An 18,117-nucleotide genomic window follows, 5' to 3' on the forward strand; every position below is an offset into this window, starting at 1 on the left:
CTCCTTACACATGCGGTTCGTCATACAGCTTGCGGTTCTGCAACTGCTGCGTGGCCTGCTGCATCTGTTGCGCGATGAAGGGCTGCAGCTCACGCGCCATTTGCGCCGGATCCTTCGCATCGCCCTGGACGGTGATGTGCAGCGGCGCCGAGATTTGAACCTGTTGCTCGATCTTAGGCGACTCGGCTTTCGCAGCCGGAACCGGTGCAGCCAGGAGAGCCGGTGGCACTGGCGTACTGGCAGGTGCGGCCAACGACCTGGCCACATCGCCCATTGCTGCAGCAGGTGCCAAAGGACCAGCCGGCTTGGGTTCGAATGACCGGGCAATGTCGCCCATCACCGGCGCCAGGTTTTTCCCGGCATCAGCCATCATCAGCGTGCCGGCATCCGGTATTTTTTTCAGCGATTCATCAGCGCCGAACAGCTTTTTACCCATGACGCCACCGAGCGCATCGCCGCCCATGTAGCCGAGATAGCCGCCAATAAGACCGCCGACGATGTTGCCGATAATGGGCACTGCCGAACCGATGGCGGCACCGGCAGCCGCGCCGGCCAGGGTACCTGCCAAACCACCGGCCGCATGTCCGTAGCCTTCCGCCTTTTCATCCTGGGTCTCGGCATTTTCATAGGTGTCGTAGGCTTTAAAACCAGCATCCACCACCGCCAGCAGCGCTGGACCTTTCATGCCGCCAACAATCTTGGCGCCACGACCACCACCTCCTCTCCCACCGCCCTTCCCACCTTTGCCTTTCTTGCCTTCGCCGCTGGCATCGAGATCACCGCCATTCAGCCCGCCACCAGCACCCGGAAGGTTGGTGACGATCACCTTTTGCGGGATATTCGGATTCCCCATCAGCGTGCCGCGCCCGAGGTTCATCAGCCCCTTGCCGATCTTGTAGGTATGAACCACACCACCCAATGCGACCAGCGCTGCCACGGCCGTCCCGATACCGACTACCACACGAGGGAATTCGTCGGAGAAGCCCGACAGTTTGCGACTGACGTTGTTGATGCCGTCGGCTACAGAATCGGTGACCGGCCGGATCGCATCGCCGATGCTGCGCATCGCATCGTCCATCGACTGGGCCATTTCAGACCATTTCTGCGCTGAGGTTTGCCGGCGCTCGGCCAGGTTCTTGTCAAGGATACCGGTCGCCCCGGCGGAATCCTTTTTCAACTGCTCATACAGATCCTTGTTCTGCATGTACGCGGTCAAGGCTGCCTTGACCTGCATATCAGCGAACAGGTCACCGGTACGCAAAGCCTCTTCCAGAGACTTCATCATGGCTTTGGCTTTCTCGGGGTCAGCCTCTTTACTGATCGCCGCTGTGGCCTTGGCCATCTCGGCGGCTCGCTTCGGATCAGTCGCTTCGATGTACTTCTGGGCCAGGGCAAAACTGGATTCCAGTGTGGATTTGCCATTCTGCAAACCGGTCTGCATCGACCCCTTATAGTCGATCCCGGCCTTCTGGTAGGCCTTGACCGTTTCACCGGAGCCAATTTTCTCCATCCAGTTTTTGAGGTTGTTCGCCGCTTCGTCCGATCCACCGGCGGTCTTCATTTGCACCTGCAACATCGCGCCCAGCTGCGTCACCGAGTCCATGCCGGTGATACCCAGTTTGCCCATGCCGGCCAGCAACTCAGGAAACCACTTGGCCATGTCGACCGCTTCAAAACTGCCCGCCTGGCCCTGGTAGGCGATGGCCTCCAGCGCCTGCTGCATCACTTTGGGGTCAGTGATCTTGGCGTTCTGACCCAAGGCGTTGATCATCTTCGCCGTTTCAGTGCCTTCCGATCCTTGCCCCACCGCAAACTTGGCTGCGGTCGGTGCATAGGACAGCGCCTTGTCCAACTCCATACCGGCGCCGACCAGGGCGTTGACCACTTCGGCCACCTGATTACGCGCCATGCCTGTATCGCGTGACGTGTCGATCACAGTCTTGGACAGTTGCGCCTCTTCCGGCGTGTTGGCAATGTTGGCCTTGATCGCAATGTCGCGAATGATCGCACCATAGTCCGCACTGACCTTGGTCGGGATGGCAGCTGCTGCGGTCAGCGCACCTGCTTGACCGAGGGTGCCTTTCAGTCCTGCCCTGCCCTCCTCGATCTGTCGATGACCGAGTGCCTTCAGTTCGGCTCCAGCCGCCACGCGTCCCATTGTGGCGTAGGCCTTGCTCAACCTGCCCACCTCGACGCCTTGTTTTTTCAGCAGTTCGAGGTTCTTTTCGTACTTGCTCAGCAGTTTGTCCGCGCCGGCGGCGCCGGTCATGTGCGCCTTGCGCCATTCATCGCGCAGACGCACGGTGTCGCCGATGGTGTTCTGCAACACGCGGGCCTTGCTGCCCACGGTGTCCAAATGTTTGATCTTGCTTTCGACGTCCTTGAACGCTTTGCCTACCGTCGGATCGACGGCGCCGCCAATGACAAAGCCGAGTGCGAGGTTCTTCGCCATGTGCGGACCTTATGCGCAAGGTTGGTTAAGCGGTGGCTCAATCGGAGAGCCACCACACCAGTTCGTTGAAGGACATGGCCAGGATCTCGGCGGCCGAGAACCCGGTCTCTTTCGCCATACGCTTGGCCAGGATCTTCAACGTAGAACCGTCGCACTTAGTCGTCCGTGACCAGACGAAAGTAGCCGGCCTGCAAGCGCATGTAATCCACCATCTTGAGCCCCACCAGATCCGCCTCGGAAGTCTGGGTCAGCGAGGAAAACAGCGACAATTCCCGCTGCTCGGCATCACCGTTGGAGGCCGCTTGCGCGGCCCGCACATCCCGCACGCAAGGTGCGCGCATCGTCAGTCGGTCGACCTGCACACCATTGAGTTCAGTCGGGTACTTGAGGCTGATACGAAAACCTTCCTCGGTCAGTTCCATCCAGTTAGGGAGCGACTGTTCGGGTGTAACTTGAACTGCTTGAGTCATTGCGTTTTTCCTTAAAGGCCCAAGGCCGAGCGTTCTTCTGCCAGTTGATCAACGCCGTCGACCACCAGCACCATGCCGACCATGTCGATCTCGTAGATCAACCGGCCACCGACTTCGAGCTTGTAGTAGGTCAACGCCATGTTGTGTTTGCTCTCGGCTTTTTCGCCGGCTTTCCAGTCGCCCATGTCGACTTCCTTGAGACCGCCGCGCATGGTCACGATGACCGGAGTGACCTTGCCCTTGAGGCCTTTGAACGTTGCTCGAAAAACCGCAGTACAAGCGGTGCGGTCGGACAAACCGAACCATTTCAATGCCTCGCGGCGCACACCGTTAGTGGTAAACCCGGCTTCAAGTTTCTCGACACCGGTCGGGATCTCGATCTCGCCGGCCATGCCGCCGCCCCGGTAGGTTTCGGTTTTCAGCACGACCTTGGGCAGGGTCAGGCTCGGCATCTCGCCGGCAAAACTCACGCCGTCGATAAACCCGGCGCAGTTGGACAGAACTTCAGGAATCATCAGGTGGCCTCCTTAGGCGGCTTCAAGCACTTCGGTCATCCACTCGTTGGTGACTTCGAAAAGGAAATTCGGGTTCTCGGCCGGCGGCACGTCGGTGAAGCGGATCCGCCAATACACCTTGCCCTGCTCGATCTGGCTGGCCGTGTTCAGCTCCTGATCGGCGTACACCTCGAAGTTGATCACCGCACCCTGATTTTTCAGGTCGCGCATGAATGCTTCCAAGCCGTCGGTGACGTCCTTGACGTAGGTCTTGGTGATCGAGCGGTCGACCGCCCATTTATGACCGGCCTGTACCGCGTCCATGATGATGAACAGCGTGCGGACGCGGGTGACGAACGCCCATTTCGGATCGCTCGACAGCGTGCGGTTGCCCCACAAGCGATAGCCGTCATCACGAATGATCGTGGTGATGTTCGCGTTGTTGAGCAGGTTGGCCCGGCAGGTTTCATCGCCGTCCAGATACTCGACGGCACGGGTGGTCCCGGTGATGCCGGTGAGTTCCTTGTTCGAAGGCGAGGCCCAGAAACCGTAGGTGGCATCCGTCCAGGCAAACAGACCGGCCGTCCACGCAGAACCAGGCGCGTCCACCGTCTTGCTTTCGCCGGTGTCCCAGAACTGCACACCAGGATCGACCATGAACAGGTTGCGACTTCCGAAGTTTTTCGCGTACGCCATGGCGGCCTCGTCGGTGGTGCATGGCCCGTCGATGATGCCAATGGCGCGAAGCTTCTGGGCCAGTCCGTCCATGGCCGTGGCCACCGCTTTGGTTGCGGAATGGCCGGGGGCGATCAGCAATCGCGGCTGGGCATTGAACAGGCTCTTGCCATCGAGCAGCGCCTGCAGGCCGGTACGCTGACCAGACTCCAAAACACCGCCGATAATGGCCGAGGTCTGCAGCGCCGGGTCGTCCATCTTCGGCACACCGATGGCGACGATCACCGCCTTGGCCTTGGCATAAATCGCCTGGCAGGCCTTAGTGATCGCTGAATCGGCGCCGAACGCTGCAATGGCTTCACGCTCGGTGGTGATCAGCTTCAGCTCGCCGGCCTTGGCCGTACCGCCACCCACCAAGCCGGGGCTGAAGGTGTCGCACAGGCCGATGATCGACGAGGACGGAAGCGAGATAGTGCGTGCGCCAGTATCGACCGCGGTGGTCGTGACGCCGTGAAAGAAACTCATAAGGCTCGTTCTCCAGAAACGAAAAAGCCCCGCATAAGCGAGGCTGTGAGAGTGTTCGTGTTACGCGTAACGGAAAAGAAAACGCCCCGTCAGTGCGGGGCGTTTATTGCTCTTGCTCAGCCAGCCAAAGAGGCGCGACAGGACGGTGATCCGACAGCGGAAATCCGCCGCCTTGCGGCCAGTCGCGCAACTGCCGGCGGTAAGCCTGAAGCTCGATGTATTGCTCAGGCATGATCGAAGTCGCCCTGCCTTCCTCGACCTCGTCGCGATGGCGTGAAACCAGAGGGTCAGTAGCCGCCAATTGCCGATCACGCCAAACACGCTCAGCGGCGGCCAGTGCCTCAGCGCTAGGCGGCGGCCGATCGACAAGGATGGGGCCGCCGAACTCGTCAGCAGCGACGACCATCCCGGCAGATTGACCAGCCAGAATTTCGCGACGGCGCTGATCGGAAACCTCAACGCCATCATCTGGCATGTTGCTGTTAATGGCGTCGTCGTAAAAGCCACGCTCAGATGCACTAAAAAAAATCATGATCAATAACCCCACGCTCGCCAAGTTACGAGCTGACTAGCCGATAGGTTAGGCCCCGTGTTTGCGTTTATTCCAATGGTACTGAGGCTGCCGGAGTTCTTTCTCGCGCCGGCTGTTGCGAACTCACCACCACCCACTACGCCCGAGTTGGATACTCCTGCCATCGCCCCGAGAACTGCGTTAGGGAAAGCGATGGGCAAAGTGATGAATACCTCAATGTTGTCATTGACCGTTACGGTTCCCCATTGCTCGATCAGACCCGACGGATACCGCTGATAGCCGTTAGCCGAAAGAAAGCCGAGCCCAGATCCGCCAACGGCCAGCCAGGACGAACCCGACGCGATAAATTCCGTCGCAACGCCATTACCCAGCAACACATTCGATGAACCCGCCGGATTGCCATTAGGCCCAACAATGGCGCCGTTAATTGACTTTACATTGCAGGTGCTCGCTGATCCCGCCTGAATGTAAATTCGACTTCCACTAGGCAACAGAGTGGCATCAGGCAGCGTGAGTGTCACAGCCGCTCCGCTCGTATAGACGTACTTGCCGACATCGGACACCGTCAAAACCGTACTAACTGTATAGGCGGCGTATCCGGCCAAACTACCCGCCGCGCGCTGCACAAATTCGGTCGTAGCAAGTTTCGAAGAATTATCAAATTGCGGTTGTGTGTTGGCTGTTGGGTTAACCAGCGCCGGGGCGTTGATTGGCGCAAAACCTAGCGTCACGTTCTGAAACGTCAGCGCCGTGGTGCCTAGAATGATTCCCCCGTCCGTGATCAACTGCCAACGAGTATCAGCCTGGGCTGCGCCTTGCTCGACCGACACCAGCAGCGCCGAAGTCACTTCAGCATTGCTGTCAGCGTCCGTCGCCCTGAACCACGCACCACTCGCCGGCACAACGTAAATGCCATTGTCTTTAGCCAAGGTCTGGTTTTTCACTAACACCCGATCGCCGGCCGCCAGGATGACACCGTCGACGGTCTGCAACCCTGTTAACGCGATATTACCCGTGGTGGCGACTCGCACCGACTGCTTGCAGTCGAGCTTATACAGCTCTTCCAGAATCTTCGCGTCGACGTATTCGCGTGTAGCCAGCACTACTGCAGGATCGATCTTGAGCTGAATATTGCCAATGCTGGTGACGATGAAGTTCATGCGCACAATTTGCGTGCGGCCTGAACCTTGCGACAGCAGTGGCTTGAAGCTTGGCGCGCAGTTGGCCACCGCCACTAGATCACCGTCCGCGTCGTAAAGGCCGATCTCACGAATCCACTTGCCACCCTCGTCTGCCGGAATTACCTGCTCGGCGATTATGATCGCCGGATTGTTCGGGTCGACCTTGAGTTGATTCAACGGCCGGCGCCGCCATTCGTTGATCAGTTTGGTTTGCAACCGATCAGGAATGGGATCAGCGCCGTTAGCATCACCTACGCCCATTTGGCTGATCAGCCAGGGAACACCGAGTGCATCGGCATTCGATTGCTTCGCCTCTCCGACCTTGGTCAGGATGGCGAAAAACTGCGAGTTCGCATCAATCATTGGTAAACGTCCAGAGTGTCTACGGAGTGTTCGCGCCCGACCACGCCAAAGCTGCCGGTGACTTCGATGTCACGCATCACTGGCGGGTAAACGTCGATTACGTCGCCCTCGTACAGAGCGACACTGATGTTCAAGTTGCCCTGGGTTTCGAGGCTGATGGTGAGGCCGGTCAGTTGCCGGCTGACCGGTTTGGCGTCATCAATCAGGCGTTCCAGTTCGAGGTACATCTCCTCGGTGATGCCGGTGTCGAGTACACCGACCTTCAGCGCGAAGGTACCCGGCACGCCTTCCGGTACGCTTTGCCACCACTCCAGCACCTCGATCAGGTAACCCAGCGGTTCGACTACTCGGCGTAATGCGCCGATAGTGCCCTTGTGCTTGTGGATGTAGAACGAGGCCTTGATCGCGGCACGCTTGACCGCTTCCGACCACGCAGGATCCCAGCGATCAACTGACCAGGCCCAGGCCAGATGTGGCAGCAGGTGCACAGGACAGGTGTCGGGGTTGTACAGCGTGCGCAACGGAATCAGCGTGGTCTCGGCAAACGTCGCCTCGATACCCCGTTCCAGGGGAGTGCTGTTGAGCGGTAAAAGGCTGCGCATTTTCAGCCTCCCAATACGACGGTGTAACCGGTGCAGAAAGCCGCCTGCGCCTTGGTGGGTTTTAGATCCTGCCAGTCCTTGAGTTCAACGCGGGCCACACCGGCGACATGCAGCTGCGCATCGACACCCGAGCGCGCTAGCTCGACGCCCAAGCGACGGCGCGGATTGATCCAGGCCTCAAGGCGCTTGATTGCCTCGGCGAGCGCGGCGTCGTTTTCCGGTCCGGTACCTTTCATGTGCAGCACCGCATCGATCCGGTACCGCAGGATCTCGGCGCCGCGTACCGTGACCCGGTCACCGACCGGGCGCACGTCGTCATCATTCACAGCCAAAGCGACCAAGGCCAGCAGCTCCGGCCCGACTGCGCCGTCCCCTTCCAGGCCCAGCACCGTCACGTCGACACAGGCCGGCGCCGGGCTTTCGGCTGTTGCGTCAGCAACCAGCGCCGAGGCGTTACGGGCATGCAGGATGTAGCTGTTGCGTGGCCCCGCTGTGGTCAACCCTTCGTAGGCCATCTGCACCCGTTCACGCAGGGCATCGTAGGACTCCAGCACCGCCTCGACCGGCGGCACCGCCAGCGGATCTGCCGCTTGAATCACCAGGCGCTTGAGATTGACGTTGGCGGCCAGTTGCTCCAGATCGGCGCCGATGGCATACGCCAGCAGTTGCGCCTTCGCCGCGTCGTTAACCCGCGCCCGGTTGCCGAGTTTGATGTAACTGCCGACTTCCAGCAGCTTGGTCACCGGATCGCTCTCCAACGCCGCTGTCCAGTTGTCGCCCATGTAACTGCGAAACACGTTCAACGCTTCGCCATACACTTCTTCGAAGTCCAGCGGCTCCAGCACATCCGGTGCGGGCAGCTCCGTCAGATCCACCAGCGTACTCATACCCACACCTCCAACGTGCCGCGCTCACCGAGATACTCGCCACTGATTCTGAAATTGATTTTCCCGCCCAACACCGAGATGGCGACGACGCGCTCAAGCTTCAGTCGCGGCTCCCACTGGCGCAACGCCCGGGCCGCTTCCGCTTGAGCGGCGCTCTTCCAGCCTTCGTTGATGGGCAGGTCGACCATACGCCGCAGCTTGCTGCCGTACTCCGGACGCTCGCGACGGCTCAGCAACGGCGTGCCGAGGATGTCCGCCACCGACTGACGTAAATGCTCGATGCCGGAGATGGGTTGCCCGGTGTGGCGATCCATTCCGATCATCGGGTTTACTCCTTGAGTTGCTCGAACTCGGCGTGAGCTTTGAGGCACTGCAGCGCTACATCGTCGGTGGCATCAACCGACACCTGGGCTTTCGCTACGGCCAGGGTGCGGCCGTCAGGCAGGATGACCGTGCGCGAGGTGTAGAGGGTGTCGCGAAAGGTCACGGTCGAGGTCATCTGCACGGTGCTGACCGGAACGGACTCAGGCGCAGGCAAATCATCTTGATGTTTGGCCATGGTTTCTCCAGGCATGAAAAAGCCCGCTCGCGGCGGGCTGAATGAGTGATGAGTTAGTGCTTGTGGTGGTTGTCACTTTGGCCGGCGGCCAGAATGTCGGCATCGCTGGTGATGCTCTGCGTCGCGTGCAACGATCCGTCGATGTTGACCGGCCCCTTGATGTTCACGGCGCCCTCCAGATCGATCGTTCCGGACTTCACGCTGATAGCGTTATCGGTGACTTCGGCCAGTGTTGAACCGACCTTGATGGTGACCGTACCGCCCGGCAGAGTGATGGTGTAACTGTTGGCCTGCCAGTCGTAGACCAGTGAGCCCCCATCATCGAAACGCCAGACCTCTACGTGGTCGCGGTTGTCCGGTGGCGGGCCACCATTACCGTAAAGACCAGGAATGAACGTGCCCTGTGCTACATCGCCGCTGGCACTGATCAAAGTGCCCTGCTCGTCGATGCTCGGTGCCCGCCAGTGCCGCGCCTTACCAGCTGCAACACTGTGCCAGCGCACCCAGCCGCTGACCCACTCCCCGTCCGAGACTCGGCACACGGGGGGGGACGCAGCGAGATCCACCGCCACCACGTAGCAATCCTTGACCAGGCCGGCGAGCATGCGGTCGTGCTGAGCCGTGACGTAACCGGAACTCATTGCACGTCCTCCGGACGGAACGGGCCGTCGCCTGGCTCAATGTTCAGCAGCAGAGTGCCCGGCGGCTGATCCGGCCAAGGCCATTCGGCCTCACCGAGGTAGATCTGCTGCGTCCATTCCACGACCCAGACGGTGTAGCCGTCCAGTTCGGGTTTGGTCCAGTCCTGCATGGCCTGCACGAACTCGGCCGGCTCGACCTCAACTCCCCAGCACTGCATGCGCAGCAACGCGGCGAGGTGGCCCGCCAGGAACACCGCTTGTTGATGATGATCCGGCTGAATCGGATCGGTGATCACTCGCGCCTCAAACTTGCAGGCCAAGCCGGTTTCACCGGTTCCCGGATCGAGACCCGGCTCCATCTCGGCCAGTTCGATCAGCACCGCTGGCAGCGGCAAGCGATCCAAATCATCCGGCCACATGGACACCGTCTGCAGGCCCGGGAAGTGCTCTTGAATGCGCCGCTCGATGGCGTGATACAGCTGTTCAAGACTGAACGACTCGTCGACTTGATCCGTCACGTCATTTCCCCTTCAAGTGCTTCTGCACTTCGAAATTGAGTTCCTGCTGCAGGACATGGACCAGGTGTTCGTCAGCCTGACGTACCCAGCTCTCGAAGTGCGGGCGGGCCTGCTCCAACGACACCTTGGCCTTGGCTATGGGGAAGCGGTTGTCGTGTTCGGCGATCCAGCCCGAACTCGCGCCGACCGCACCGCTGACATCGCTGTCGGGATAGTCGCTCGCCCTGAAGTGCTTGCTGCCGGTACGAATCCAGACGTCTGCGCTGTTGCCGTAGACCTTCTTGAAGAATGCACCTTGAAAGCGCCGGCCGGCCACCGAGACACCGGAGCGACTCTGCCGAGGCCGGCCGATGCGGCTGGCCTCCATGGCGTTGAGGCCGAACCACAATTTGCCGCTGTTGGCCCCGCCACTGACCGGGTAGGCCCGCAGGCGCTGCCGAACAGCAGCGACCGCAATGTGTTCCTGTCGGCCTACGGCGCGGGCAATTTGTGTGGCAAGCCAGCGTAGGGTTTTGTTGATGGCTCGGCGCTGGGCGTTGGCCGCTGCTTTTGGCACTACGGCGGCAAAGTCCTGAAAGGCTTTCAGGTCTGCCGCCGATGTCTGCAACGAGATCATCCCGCCGCCGGCCGAGGGTTTGAAGTGACTGCCAACGCTCATGCTTTAGGCCTCAATAGCAACGCCACCCAGCCGGAGCCATCTGGTTCAAGTTTCACCAAGTCGTACTGGCCTCCCCCGTCTTGCTTTGCAAGATCAACGACCACCAGCTGTCCCGGCTCTACACCTGCAGCATCGACGACGCGAATCTCAAATTGCGGCTCGCGCAATGCTGTGTTGATTCGCCCCATGCGCGGTTGCAACCAAGGCGCGGAAAAGAAACCGGCGATCTCTCGACCGCCGACCGTTGCCATATCGCCCAAGCCATCCAGAACCAGGGCATCCATGTCGTCGCTCAATTCGCGAAAGCCCATCACTCACCTCCGCTGTCTTCGTCCTCATTGGCAACGTCCGACTGTTGGCGCAGCAGTTCTTGTGCTCGCGGATCCTTGAGCGGGGCGATACGCCCCTCAGCGAGTAACGCTTCCTCGATTTCTTTATTCGGCGGACTGTATGGCTCGCCCTTTACGACAACGACGCGGCCATCCTGCACGCAACCATCAATCACCAGAAATTCGGCTTTCTTGGCCATGTCACACCACCTTGGCGTAGATGAAGGCGTCCGGTTCGAGCAGGCCAGCCAATGCTGCACTCTGGAGCTTCAGCCAACGAGCGCTTGGCTCTTGAGTCACCCAGCTTTTCGGGAAGCGCGCCGCTTCAACCAAGCCGCTTTCCACGGCTTCCAGATCCTGGATCGCGCCATACAACATGGCGTTGCGCGTCGAAGTCGAACCGAGAATCAGGCCGCCGGCCGGAATCATCGGCTGTTCTTCTTCGTCGTCATCCAGGTACCACTCGTCATAGCCATAAAGGTCGACGCCCGGATCATTCAGATAGCCGAGGTACGTCACACCGTCGGGCAACTCCTCGGGTTTGATCAGCCCCATATCCACACGGCGAGTATTGAGCTGTTTCATCACCGTCGCGTTCGACTGGAAGGCATCCAGTGCCTCACCGCTCATGGCGACGGTGTTGGCTGTACGTCCAGAGTCCTTGGCAATTTTGCGTTTCCAGCCACGCAGATTGGCAATAGGGTCACCGTCAGAGCTGTTCCATTGTCCGCTGCCCAGGCTGATCTTGTGATCACTGGACATCAGGAAGTCGATGGTGTCGTCCACGCCTTCGCCGATCACCCGCACCTTGCCGGTGGTGAGAGCTTGAGCACACATCCACTCCTCACGGCGTACGATCTCATCATCCAAGTCACGCAGATCCTTGCCGAGCAACTGCCCTGCCCGCTCCAATGGAGTACGTGAAGAAAACGGGTTGTCGCCGGCCGAGCGCTTGAGTACCAACTCGGCAGTGGTTTCGCGCTTGGGTTGGATGTAAGGCGGGGTGTAGTTGCTGGTGGTGTAGCCCTCACGCAAAGACACACTGCCAGGCAGACGCGGGTGGACGAAGGGCGCCATTTTTCGCTTGCCCTTGATAATGTCGATGTCGACCGTTTTGGTAGGGAACGTCACTGGGCTGCCACCGTTGAAAAACGTGTTCAACAAAAAACGGCGCGCAGTCGGCATCTGCTCGACCGCTTCGAGCATGGTGCGAGTATCAAAAATATCCATTTATAACTCCGAATTAACGAACGAAAAGGCTCAGGGCACGTAGCGCGGCTTTCGCCTGCGCCAGGTTGAAGCCCTCGCCGAGAGTGAGTTGGCTTGCAAGCACCTCGCCGGTCAGGCGGATAGGCGCGATCTGCGCGCCTTTAGTCGAATCGGTGGCCTGATCGAGGATTGCCACTGGCGCCTCGGAGCCATCAGCTGCCGCTGCTTTGGCCAGGACAAACTCACCACTGGTTTTCACCTGGCCAAGGACGGCGCCACGGTTGAGTTTCTGTCCGGAGGCAATCACGGCGGTGTCGATGATCACCGGAAAGGCGCCCGCCGACAGTTGGTCGGGGGCGTAGGTTTGGCGTTCAGGATTACTCATGAGGGTCTCCAATCAGCGGCGCGAGGCGCCTTCAACAATGGCGTTCACAACTGCTTTACGTTCACCCTGAGCTGCATCGCCCGTCGGAGTGGACGTAGACGCGCCGGTGGCGTCAGCCTTGATCGCACTCAGTGAAATACCGCGATCCTGCGCTGCCTTAAACAGCTGCAGAGCGGTGGCCTCGACCGAGGTGCCGGCATCGATGGCGGCGGCGATCTCGGTCTCGAAACCCTTGCTGGCCATGGCGTTGATTCCGGTAATGCGCTGTCGCTCGGCGGTAGCTCCCTCCTCACGGCCTTGGGCACGAACACTCTCCAGATCCGGTTGGCTGGCTTGAGCGATCTCGATGGTTTGCGGATCCGTGCCGGCGGCCAGCGCCTCACGCAACTCCGCCGTGCTGCTGACGGTGGTCATGTTGTATTTCCTCGGTTGTGTTGCGGCCGGTTTGGCCAGTTCAGTAATCAATGTTTCAAGGGAGCCAAGGCGGTGGGCCAAGCCGGAGTTAACGGCGGCGACGCCAACGCGCAAACCGCCAAAGTCGCCCATCTCGGGAACGCGCTCCGGATCCACGCCCAGGTTGCGAGCCACCTTGGCCACGAACACATCGCCCATGGCGTCGACCGTCTCGCCGACTTTGGCCCGACCTTCTTCTGTGGCCAGATCAACTCGCTTGTTGGGCGCGTTGCGACTGACGATCTGGTAGCGCTTGCGACCGTTGGCTTCTTCACCGCCGACGACAGCCTCGACGACTACACCGATGCTGCCGGCGAGTGCGGTTTCGTCGATAACGATCTCGCTGGCCGCTGAAGCAATCCAATAGGCCGCGCTGGCACCAGTGCCGCCGATGTAGGCGACAATGCGTTTACGATCTCGGGCCGAATGGATCTGGTCGGCCAGCTCGTTGATGCCAGCCGCTACACCGCCAGGGCTGTCGATGTTCAGGATGATTGCACTGACCTTGGGATCATCCAGCGCCGTTTGCAGGTCGGTGGCTAACACCTGAGTGCTCGTCGCGCCGCTGATCTCCGTGAAGAGATTGGCGTAACGAAACACCGGGCCGACCACCGGAATGATGGCCACGCCATTGCGCACACTGACGGTGCGGCTGTTATCCAGCCGCATGCCGGTACGGGTTTCCAGCGCTGCCGGATCGCCCATCCGATCTGCAATGGTCAGCAGGTTGTCCAGGGCGCCAGGCAGCATCAGCCAAGGCTGCGATGCAGCCAGCTCAAATGCGCGGGGCATGGTTATTCCTCGTTGGGGTTATTAGGCGGTGGGGTTTCCTGTTCGCGTCCTTTGGGCAGGACATGCAGGCCATCCTTGCGGCGTTGCTCGACCTCGCGGACACGCTGTCGGTACACCTGCTGCCACGGTTCACCGGTCATTGCGGCTGTTTCCAGCGTTTCATTGCTGACGCCGATTTCAATGCGCTTGCCGGCGGCGTTGGCCTCCTTCAGTTCATCAATAGCGCCACGGGCCGGACCGATCCAGATCGCTTGGCAGTACGCTTTGCGTTTGGCCGGATCGGCGTAACCCGGCAAACTGATCAGCCCCCTCGCCACCGCTTCATCAATCAGCAGCTCTCGACTGGGCTGACAGAAGTCACAGATCAGCCACCAACGACGCAGGCTGTAGAACCGCCACGCCTGCAACATGGCGGCGCGGGCAGCGCTATAGCTGCTGCTGTAATGCAGCAAAAGCTCTTCCATTGGCTGTTCGAGCGCGGCGCCGATTTCCTTAACTACGGCGGTAAAGAACGGATCGAATTGCGCGTTGGGTCGCGCTGGGTTGGCGATCACTGGCTCTTCACCTTGGCCCAAATCGACAATGGCGCCCTCGCCCAAGGCCAACTCACCATCGCCGGTGGTGTCGCCTCCAACGCCGTCACCTTCGTTGGTCAGCGCCGTCAGCGGCAGATTGCCAACCTGAAAGTCATTGGTCTTTTTGATGAACACGGTGAACATCGCCGAGATCACTGCCGCCATCAGTTCGGCACTGCTGTAGCGCTCCAGCTTCTGCAGCGGCTCCAGCACCGGAGCCAAATAGGGCGCGCCACGCTTTTGCCCTGGCCGCTCCTTGTCTGCCATGACGTGCATCACCCGGCGCCGGCCAGTGGCCTCTCCGAAGGCCGGCAACCGTTCCCACTTAAGCGCTTGGCCGGAGGTGTATTCGTTCTGGTAGCCGCTGCAGACGTGATAGGCCAACGGCGCGCCGAGCCGGTCAAACTCGACTCCGTCCACCAGGTTGACGCCATCCAGTTGCCCAGCCGGGTTGCACACCCGATCTGACTCGATCAATTGCAGCCGGGTACTGAACACACAGCCAGGACGCTCATCGTCGGGACTGGCCACCAATACATCACCGCCTACCATCGACGAGATCAACACCAGCGCCTGCAACTGGTAGTGATTGAGCGACGCCTCCGCGTCACATTCCCTCGGGTCATCGGCATACAACGACCACAAACGATCAAGCTGAGCGTTGATTGCATCGGCCTGCAGTTCGTCGAGGCCAAGCGCGTCATGGTCGATCTGTGCGCGGCAAACAAGTCCGGTGCCAACCACGTTGGTACGCAAGCGGGTGATGGCTGCACGGGCGATCAGGTGATTGCGCATGGCATCCCGCGAGCGAGCCACCAGCATTCGCCGCTCATTCTGATCGAGATCCCGACGCGGGCTACCAAGACCGGGTATCCAGCTGGCCATGCTACGCAGCACACGGGAGGCACCGCGCCACCGCGTCTCAACACCGCCACCACCGCCTTGAGCGACGATAGGCCGGGCTTCGTTTGCCGACTTGGCGAGCTTGATCGCCTCACGCATCAGCAACTCGGCCGGGTCTTTTCGAAAAAATCCCATAGTCAGATCTTCATGTAGGAGATGCGGTTACGGCCGCGTCCCTGTTGTTGGGCCTGTTCCAGCGCGACCTCTTTGGCGTATTGCTGCTCCAGCAGACGAAGGCTGTTCAGCTCGGCGCGATACAGTTCTCGGTCCGCACGACGCAAGCGCTGGCCTTTCTTCAGGACGTCAGAGATCGCCGCCCGGACTTCCGCGAGGCGCTGTTGTGCGTCTGTCATGTTTGTTTTCCTAGTAGCCCGCGCGACTGCGGGTGCCCCGCCCACGAGCGACAGCTCGGCGCGGTACCGGTGCGACCGGTTGTTCGGTGGTGAACAGGGTTGGCTGTAGCAGTTGCTGCTCCAACTGGTCCCATTCGTGATCGCGCAGCAGGTGGGTTTTCAGACTACGCGCCGCATGCAAGGCGTACACCTCGCAGTCGAGCGCTTCGTTGCGCCGGCCGGCCTTTTTCTGCCAAACCATCTTGCTGGGGTTGCGTGGATGCGGCGCCAGGACTTCGTTGGTGAGCTGCTCGTAGTAGTCAGAGCGGATCTCGCTGTACCAGTGCATTCGGCCAGGCCCTGCGCCTTTCAGCCGAAGTCGGCCGTCGATCAGGGTCTTGGCTTTGTGCGTGCCAACGATGTGGACCCTCAGCCCGTACTTGGCAGCCTTGGTGTTGTCTTGCGAGGTGTCCACTGACTGCGGAGGTTTGGTAAAAATCTCCTTGTCGCGACTGTCAACGGAAGCACCTTTGATCGCCATGACGTTGTAGCGTTGACGATCACGCACATACGCATAAACCGCATCGCTAGTGTTACCGTCAGAGCTGTCGATGCTGACCGCCGACACCGCCAGTTGGGCGCCGCTTGCGATGGGAATCGGTCTGGAAATGACGCTGTCCAGCTCTTGCCAGACAGCGTCATGCGGATCGATGGGGTTGCCGTGCAGCTCGCCCCAGTACAGACGCCATGACTCTTCACCCCGCCCCCAACCGGTGATCACCAGCGCCAAGCGGTCGCCTTGCACGTCGACGCCGACGGTGACTAAAAGCACACCTTGGGGCGCGGTGAGTTCCGCGTAGGGTTCGGCGCGCTTCTCCAGTTCGTCAGTCTTCGGAGCATCGCTCTGGTATTCGTAGCTTTCGCCTTTGGAGCTGTTGACGAAGGCGATCATCGGGCCGATGTTGCCCTGCGCCGCCGCGTGCTCAGCCTGGAGTTTCTTTTCCATCAGCACCTCAAAGCGAGATCCCCAAAACGTTGCGTAGAGTTCGTTGAGGATGTAGCCCGCGATACCGCGAAACTCTGCTGTAGCTGACCAGCGCCCATGCTTGAGGTTGGCGTTTTTCTGGTTATCGTCCCAGATCCCGCCGCAGTGCGGGCAAGAGTAGAAAGTCTTTTCCGGACGCTTCTTGCCGTACACCTCATGCTGGTACTCAGGATCCTCATCGCAGTGCAGGTTGTCGAAGCTCAGCGCGTGCTCTTGCCCGCACTCATGACAGGGCACCAAGCCAACACGCTTGTCTGACAGCTCCAACTCCGCATCGATGGCCGATAGACCTTTGATGGTTGGTGTGCCGCCGATGATGATTTTCGAACGACGAAAGGTTTTGAGTCGCTCCTTCGCCAGCTTGATGCTATCGCCCTGCCCACGCAGGTTGAGGTTGCAGTCGTCCGGTTCCTCAATGGCCACCCGTGGTACTGGCGTGGACTTCACGCTGGCCGGGCTGTTGGAACCCACCATTTTCAGGAAGCCACCAGGAAAGCGCTTGAAGTCCTGCCTTTGTTGAAGCTTGCGACTGCGCAGGTCGACTTTCTTGCGCAGCCGTGGCGTGGCCTCGATCATAGGTTCGAGCTTTTCGCCGACGTACTGTTTGGCCGCTTCGGCTTTGGGGAACAGCACCAGGATCGGCGATGGGTCAATGTCGATCCATTTACCCAGGGCGTTTCCCAGCACGCCAGACGTCCAAGCAACCTGCGCCGATTTGCGTCCGACAATCTCACTAACAGTCGGATCGTCCAGGGCCTCCAATGGCCCACCGGGCCAGATCAGGTGAGGCGTCACGTCAAAGCGATACTTGCCGGGGCGTGCCGCTTCTTCTGGTGCGAGCCAGCGGTACTTGTCCGCCCACTCGATAATGCTCATGCGGGGCGGCGGTGCCCACTTGCGGCAGGCGCCGCGCAGCGCTTTAGTCGCCGTCTTCCTCAAGGCCCTCCGAATCGTCCGGTTCGTCAGAATATCCATCTGACGGGGCATCATCCTTGTCATAGTCAGAAAGCCTCCTCAGGATGGCTTCAATGGGGTAGCGAATGAGCTGCTCATCTACCTCCACGTCGTAGCGCGCCGACAATTCAGCGGCTAACGCGTCCGGAAAGGAATTGAGCAGCTCCACTTTGGCAGCGGTGATCATGGCTTCGAAACGCTCGACCAGATCAGCCGCAATCACAACCTCGCCCAGATCCTTGGCCATCGCGAGTTCTTCGCGGTCGGCACGGATCCGGTCGAGCCTGTCGCGTGAAGATTCTTTTTTGCCGTTGAGTGCGGCCTGGTGCATCAGCCACTGAATGACGGCTTCGGTGTCGTATTGGTTTTCGTTGCCCCGACCGAGGCCGAACTCGGTCACAGGCATGCCGTCGTTCTGCCATCGGGTCAGGGTGCGTTCATCACGGCCGACGATCTCGCTTAAGTCGGCCTTGCTAACTGACCTGCCCATATCTATCCCTTTGAAAAGACGGACATCCCTGCCAAATTCTCAGCTGCAGAGATCCCGCGAGTTCCGTAACCCGTGAAGGGGGCGGCCTTCGGG

22 protein-coding genes are annotated in these 18,117 nt (G+C 60.1%); all 22 read right to left on the minus strand.

The genetic code is table 11. The features are described from left to right. Nucleotides 1-4: 4 nt before the first annotated feature. Nucleotides 5-2,452: a phage tail tape measure protein gene (locus ACZ0A4_RS13975; RefSeq protein ID WP_463575227.1), complete on the minus strand. Its 2,448-nt coding sequence runs from the start codon at nt 2,450-2,452 to the stop codon at nt 5-7. 155 nt (nt 2,453-2,607) lie between these two features. Beyond that, on the minus strand, nt 2,608-2,922 hold the full coding sequence (locus ACZ0A4_RS13980) for a phage tail assembly protein (RefSeq protein ID WP_463575228.1): 315 nt from the start codon (nt 2,920-2,922) through the stop codon (nt 2,608-2,610). A gap of 11 nt (nt 2,923-2,933) precedes the next feature. After that, entirely contained in the window at nt 2,934-3,437 is a 504-nt protein-coding gene (locus ACZ0A4_RS13985; protein ID WP_103368783.1) for a phage major tail tube protein, read from the minus strand. A 12-nt stretch (nt 3,438-3,449) separates the two neighbouring features. Continuing rightward, complete coding sequence (locus tag ACZ0A4_RS13990) at nt 3,450-4,616, minus strand: phage tail sheath subtilisin-like domain-containing protein (RefSeq protein WP_463575229.1); 1,167 nt, start codon at nt 4,614-4,616, stop codon at nt 3,450-3,452. 103 nt (nt 4,617-4,719) lie between these two features. Further along, nucleotides 4,720-5,148 (minus strand): phage tail assembly chaperone, encoded by a 429-nt coding sequence (locus tag ACZ0A4_RS13995; RefSeq protein ID WP_463577552.1) that lies wholly within the window; start codon nt 5,146-5,148, stop codon nt 4,720-4,722. 2 nt (nt 5,149-5,150) lie between these two features. Continuing rightward, on the minus strand, nt 5,151-6,692 hold the full coding sequence (locus ACZ0A4_RS14000) for a phage tail protein (protein WP_463575230.1): 1,542 nt from the start codon (nt 6,690-6,692) through the stop codon (nt 5,151-5,153). After that, on the minus strand, nt 6,689-7,294 hold the full coding sequence (locus tag ACZ0A4_RS14005; RefSeq protein ID WP_463575231.1) for a phage tail protein I: 606 nt from the start codon (nt 7,292-7,294) through the stop codon (nt 6,689-6,691). The genes ACZ0A4_RS14000 and ACZ0A4_RS14005 overlap by 4 nt, the downstream gene beginning before the upstream one ends. Before the next feature lie 2 nt (nt 7,295-7,296). Beyond that, on the minus strand, nt 7,297-8,181 hold the full coding sequence (locus ACZ0A4_RS14010; RefSeq protein WP_463575232.1) for a baseplate assembly protein: 885 nt from the start codon (nt 8,179-8,181) through the stop codon (nt 7,297-7,299). Beyond that, nucleotides 8,178-8,504: a GPW/gp25 family protein gene (locus ACZ0A4_RS14015; protein ID WP_103368789.1), complete on the minus strand. Its 327-nt coding sequence runs from the start codon at nt 8,502-8,504 to the stop codon at nt 8,178-8,180. The genes ACZ0A4_RS14010 and ACZ0A4_RS14015 overlap by 4 nt, the downstream gene beginning before the upstream one ends. Nucleotides 8,505-8,509: 5 nt before the next feature. Continuing rightward, nucleotides 8,510-8,740 carry a hypothetical protein gene (locus ACZ0A4_RS14020; RefSeq protein ID WP_463575233.1) on the minus strand — a complete coding sequence of 77 codons (231 nt, stop codon included), beginning with the start codon at nt 8,738-8,740 and terminating at the stop codon, nt 8,510-8,512. A gap of 53 nt (nt 8,741-8,793) precedes the next feature. Next, on the minus strand, nt 8,794-9,381 hold the full coding sequence (locus ACZ0A4_RS14025; protein ID WP_463575234.1) for a phage baseplate assembly protein V: 588 nt from the start codon (nt 9,379-9,381) through the stop codon (nt 8,794-8,796). Further along, entirely contained in the window at nt 9,378-9,899 is a 522-nt protein-coding gene (locus ACZ0A4_RS14030) for a hypothetical protein (protein ID WP_463575235.1), read from the minus strand. Before ACZ0A4_RS14030 ends, ACZ0A4_RS14025 begins: the two co-directional genes overlap by 4 nt. Before the next feature lies 1 nt (nt 9,900). Beyond that, nucleotides 9,901-10,557 carry a hypothetical protein gene (locus tag ACZ0A4_RS14035; protein ID WP_463575236.1) on the minus strand — a complete coding sequence of 219 codons (657 nt, stop codon included), beginning with the start codon at nt 10,555-10,557 and terminating at the stop codon, nt 9,901-9,903. Then, entirely contained in the window at nt 10,554-10,868 is a 315-nt protein-coding gene (locus ACZ0A4_RS14040) for a head-tail joining protein (RefSeq protein ID WP_443536093.1), read from the minus strand. The genes ACZ0A4_RS14035 and ACZ0A4_RS14040 overlap by 4 nt, the downstream gene beginning before the upstream one ends. Then, nucleotides 10,868-11,086, minus strand: a complete 219-nt coding sequence (locus tag ACZ0A4_RS14045) for a hypothetical protein (protein WP_346609337.1) — start codon at nt 11,084-11,086, stop codon at nt 10,868-10,870. Before ACZ0A4_RS14045 ends, ACZ0A4_RS14040 begins: the two co-directional genes overlap by 1 nt. Before the next feature lies 1 nt (nt 11,087). Continuing rightward, nucleotides 11,088-12,116 (minus strand): major capsid protein, encoded by a 1,029-nt coding sequence (locus ACZ0A4_RS14050; protein ID WP_047598916.1) that lies wholly within the window; start codon nt 12,114-12,116, stop codon nt 11,088-11,090. 13 nt (nt 12,117-12,129) lie between these two features. After that, the gene (locus ACZ0A4_RS14055; RefSeq protein WP_463575239.1) at nt 12,130-12,480 is read right to left on the minus strand and encodes a head decoration protein; all 351 of its coding nucleotides are present in this window, start codon (nt 12,478-12,480) and stop codon (nt 12,130-12,132) included. A gap of 12 nt (nt 12,481-12,492) precedes the next feature. Then, nucleotides 12,493-13,725 (minus strand): S49 family peptidase, encoded by a 1,233-nt coding sequence (locus ACZ0A4_RS14060; RefSeq protein ID WP_463575240.1) that lies wholly within the window; start codon nt 13,723-13,725, stop codon nt 12,493-12,495. Between the two features lie 2 nt (nt 13,726-13,727). After that, a complete protein-coding gene (locus ACZ0A4_RS14065) occupies nt 13,728-15,338 on the minus strand; it encodes a phage portal protein (protein ID WP_463575241.1) in 1,611 nt (536 codons plus the stop codon). A 2-nt stretch (nt 15,339-15,340) separates the two neighbouring features. Beyond that, nucleotides 15,341-15,556 (minus strand): hypothetical protein, encoded by a 216-nt coding sequence (locus tag ACZ0A4_RS14070; protein WP_083366729.1) that lies wholly within the window; start codon nt 15,554-15,556, stop codon nt 15,341-15,343. Between the two features lie 10 nt (nt 15,557-15,566). Beyond that, nucleotides 15,567-17,456 (minus strand): phage terminase large subunit family protein, encoded by a 1,890-nt coding sequence (locus ACZ0A4_RS14075; RefSeq protein WP_463575243.1) that lies wholly within the window; start codon nt 17,454-17,456, stop codon nt 15,567-15,569. Between the two features lie 43 nt (nt 17,457-17,499). Continuing rightward, the gene (locus tag ACZ0A4_RS14080) at nt 17,500-18,024 is read right to left on the minus strand and encodes a terminase small subunit (protein ID WP_463575244.1); all 525 of its coding nucleotides are present in this window, start codon (nt 18,022-18,024) and stop codon (nt 17,500-17,502) included. Nucleotides 18,025-18,117: the final 93 nt, after the last annotated feature.

The sequence above is a fragment of the Pseudomonas sp. AC172 genome, assembly GCF_979258595.1.

What these genes read in the sequence shown, in the direction of transcription:
- ACZ0A4_RS14060 (WP_463575240.1), bottom strand. Translation starts at nt 13,725, where the DNA reads ATGCCCCGCGCATTTGAGCTGGCTGCATCGCAGCCTTGGCTGATGCTG.
- ACZ0A4_RS14075 (WP_463575243.1), bottom strand. Translation starts at nt 17,456, where the DNA reads ATGAGCATTATCGAGTGGGCGGACAAGTACCGCTGGCTCGCACCAGAA.
- ACZ0A4_RS14020 (WP_463575233.1), bottom strand. Translation starts at nt 8,740, where the DNA reads ATGGCCAAACATCAAGATGATTTGCCTGCGCCTGAGTCCGTTCCGGTC.
- ACZ0A4_RS13990 (WP_463575229.1), bottom strand. Translation starts at nt 4,616, where the DNA reads ATGAGTTTCTTTCACGGCGTCACGACCACCGCGGTCGATACTGGCGCA.
- ACZ0A4_RS14080 (WP_463575244.1), bottom strand. Translation starts at nt 18,024, where the DNA reads ATGGGCAGGTCAGTTAGCAAGGCCGACTTAAGCGAGATCGTCGGCCGT.
- ACZ0A4_RS14040 (WP_443536093.1), bottom strand. Translation starts at nt 10,868, where the DNA reads ATGGGCTTTCGCGAATTGAGCGACGACATGGATGCCCTGGTTCTGGAT.
- ACZ0A4_RS14050 (WP_047598916.1), bottom strand. Translation starts at nt 12,116, where the DNA reads ATGGATATTTTTGATACTCGCACCATGCTCGAAGCGGTCGAGCAGATG.
- ACZ0A4_RS13980 (WP_463575228.1), bottom strand. Translation starts at nt 2,922, where the DNA reads ATGACTCAAGCAGTTCAAGTTACACCCGAACAGTCGCTCCCTAACTGG.
- ACZ0A4_RS14070 (WP_083366729.1), bottom strand. Translation starts at nt 15,556, where the DNA reads ATGACAGACGCACAACAGCGCCTCGCGGAAGTCCGGGCGGCGATCTCT.
- ACZ0A4_RS14065 (WP_463575241.1), bottom strand. Translation starts at nt 15,338, where the DNA reads ATGGGATTTTTTCGAAAAGACCCGGCCGAGTTGCTGATGCGTGAGGCG.
- ACZ0A4_RS14035 (WP_463575236.1), bottom strand. Translation starts at nt 10,557, where the DNA reads ATGAGCGTTGGCAGTCACTTCAAACCCTCGGCCGGCGGCGGGATGATC.
- ACZ0A4_RS14025 (WP_463575234.1), bottom strand. Translation starts at nt 9,381, where the DNA reads ATGAGTTCCGGTTACGTCACGGCTCAGCACGACCGCATGCTCGCCGGC.
- ACZ0A4_RS13985 (WP_103368783.1), bottom strand. Translation starts at nt 3,437, where the DNA reads ATGATTCCTGAAGTTCTGTCCAACTGCGCCGGGTTTATCGACGGCGTG.
- ACZ0A4_RS14010 (WP_463575232.1), bottom strand. Translation starts at nt 8,181, where the DNA reads ATGAGTACGCTGGTGGATCTGACGGAGCTGCCCGCACCGGATGTGCTG.
- ACZ0A4_RS14005 (WP_463575231.1), bottom strand. Translation starts at nt 7,294, where the DNA reads ATGCGCAGCCTTTTACCGCTCAACAGCACTCCCCTGGAACGGGGTATC.
- ACZ0A4_RS14055 (WP_463575239.1), bottom strand. Translation starts at nt 12,480, where the DNA reads ATGAGTAATCCTGAACGCCAAACCTACGCCCCCGACCAACTGTCGGCG.
- ACZ0A4_RS14000 (WP_463575230.1), bottom strand. Translation starts at nt 6,692, where the DNA reads ATGATTGATGCGAACTCGCAGTTTTTCGCCATCCTGACCAAGGTCGGA.
- ACZ0A4_RS13975 (WP_463575227.1), bottom strand. Translation starts at nt 2,452, where the DNA reads ATGGCGAAGAACCTCGCACTCGGCTTTGTCATTGGCGGCGCCGTCGAT.
- ACZ0A4_RS13995 (WP_463577552.1), bottom strand. Translation starts at nt 5,148, where the DNA reads ATGATTTTTTTTAGTGCATCTGAGCGTGGCTTTTACGACGACGCCATT.
- ACZ0A4_RS14045 (WP_346609337.1), bottom strand. Translation starts at nt 11,086, where the DNA reads ATGGCCAAGAAAGCCGAATTTCTGGTGATTGATGGTTGCGTGCAGGAT.
- ACZ0A4_RS14015 (WP_103368789.1), bottom strand. Translation starts at nt 8,504, where the DNA reads ATGATCGGAATGGATCGCCACACCGGGCAACCCATCTCCGGCATCGAG.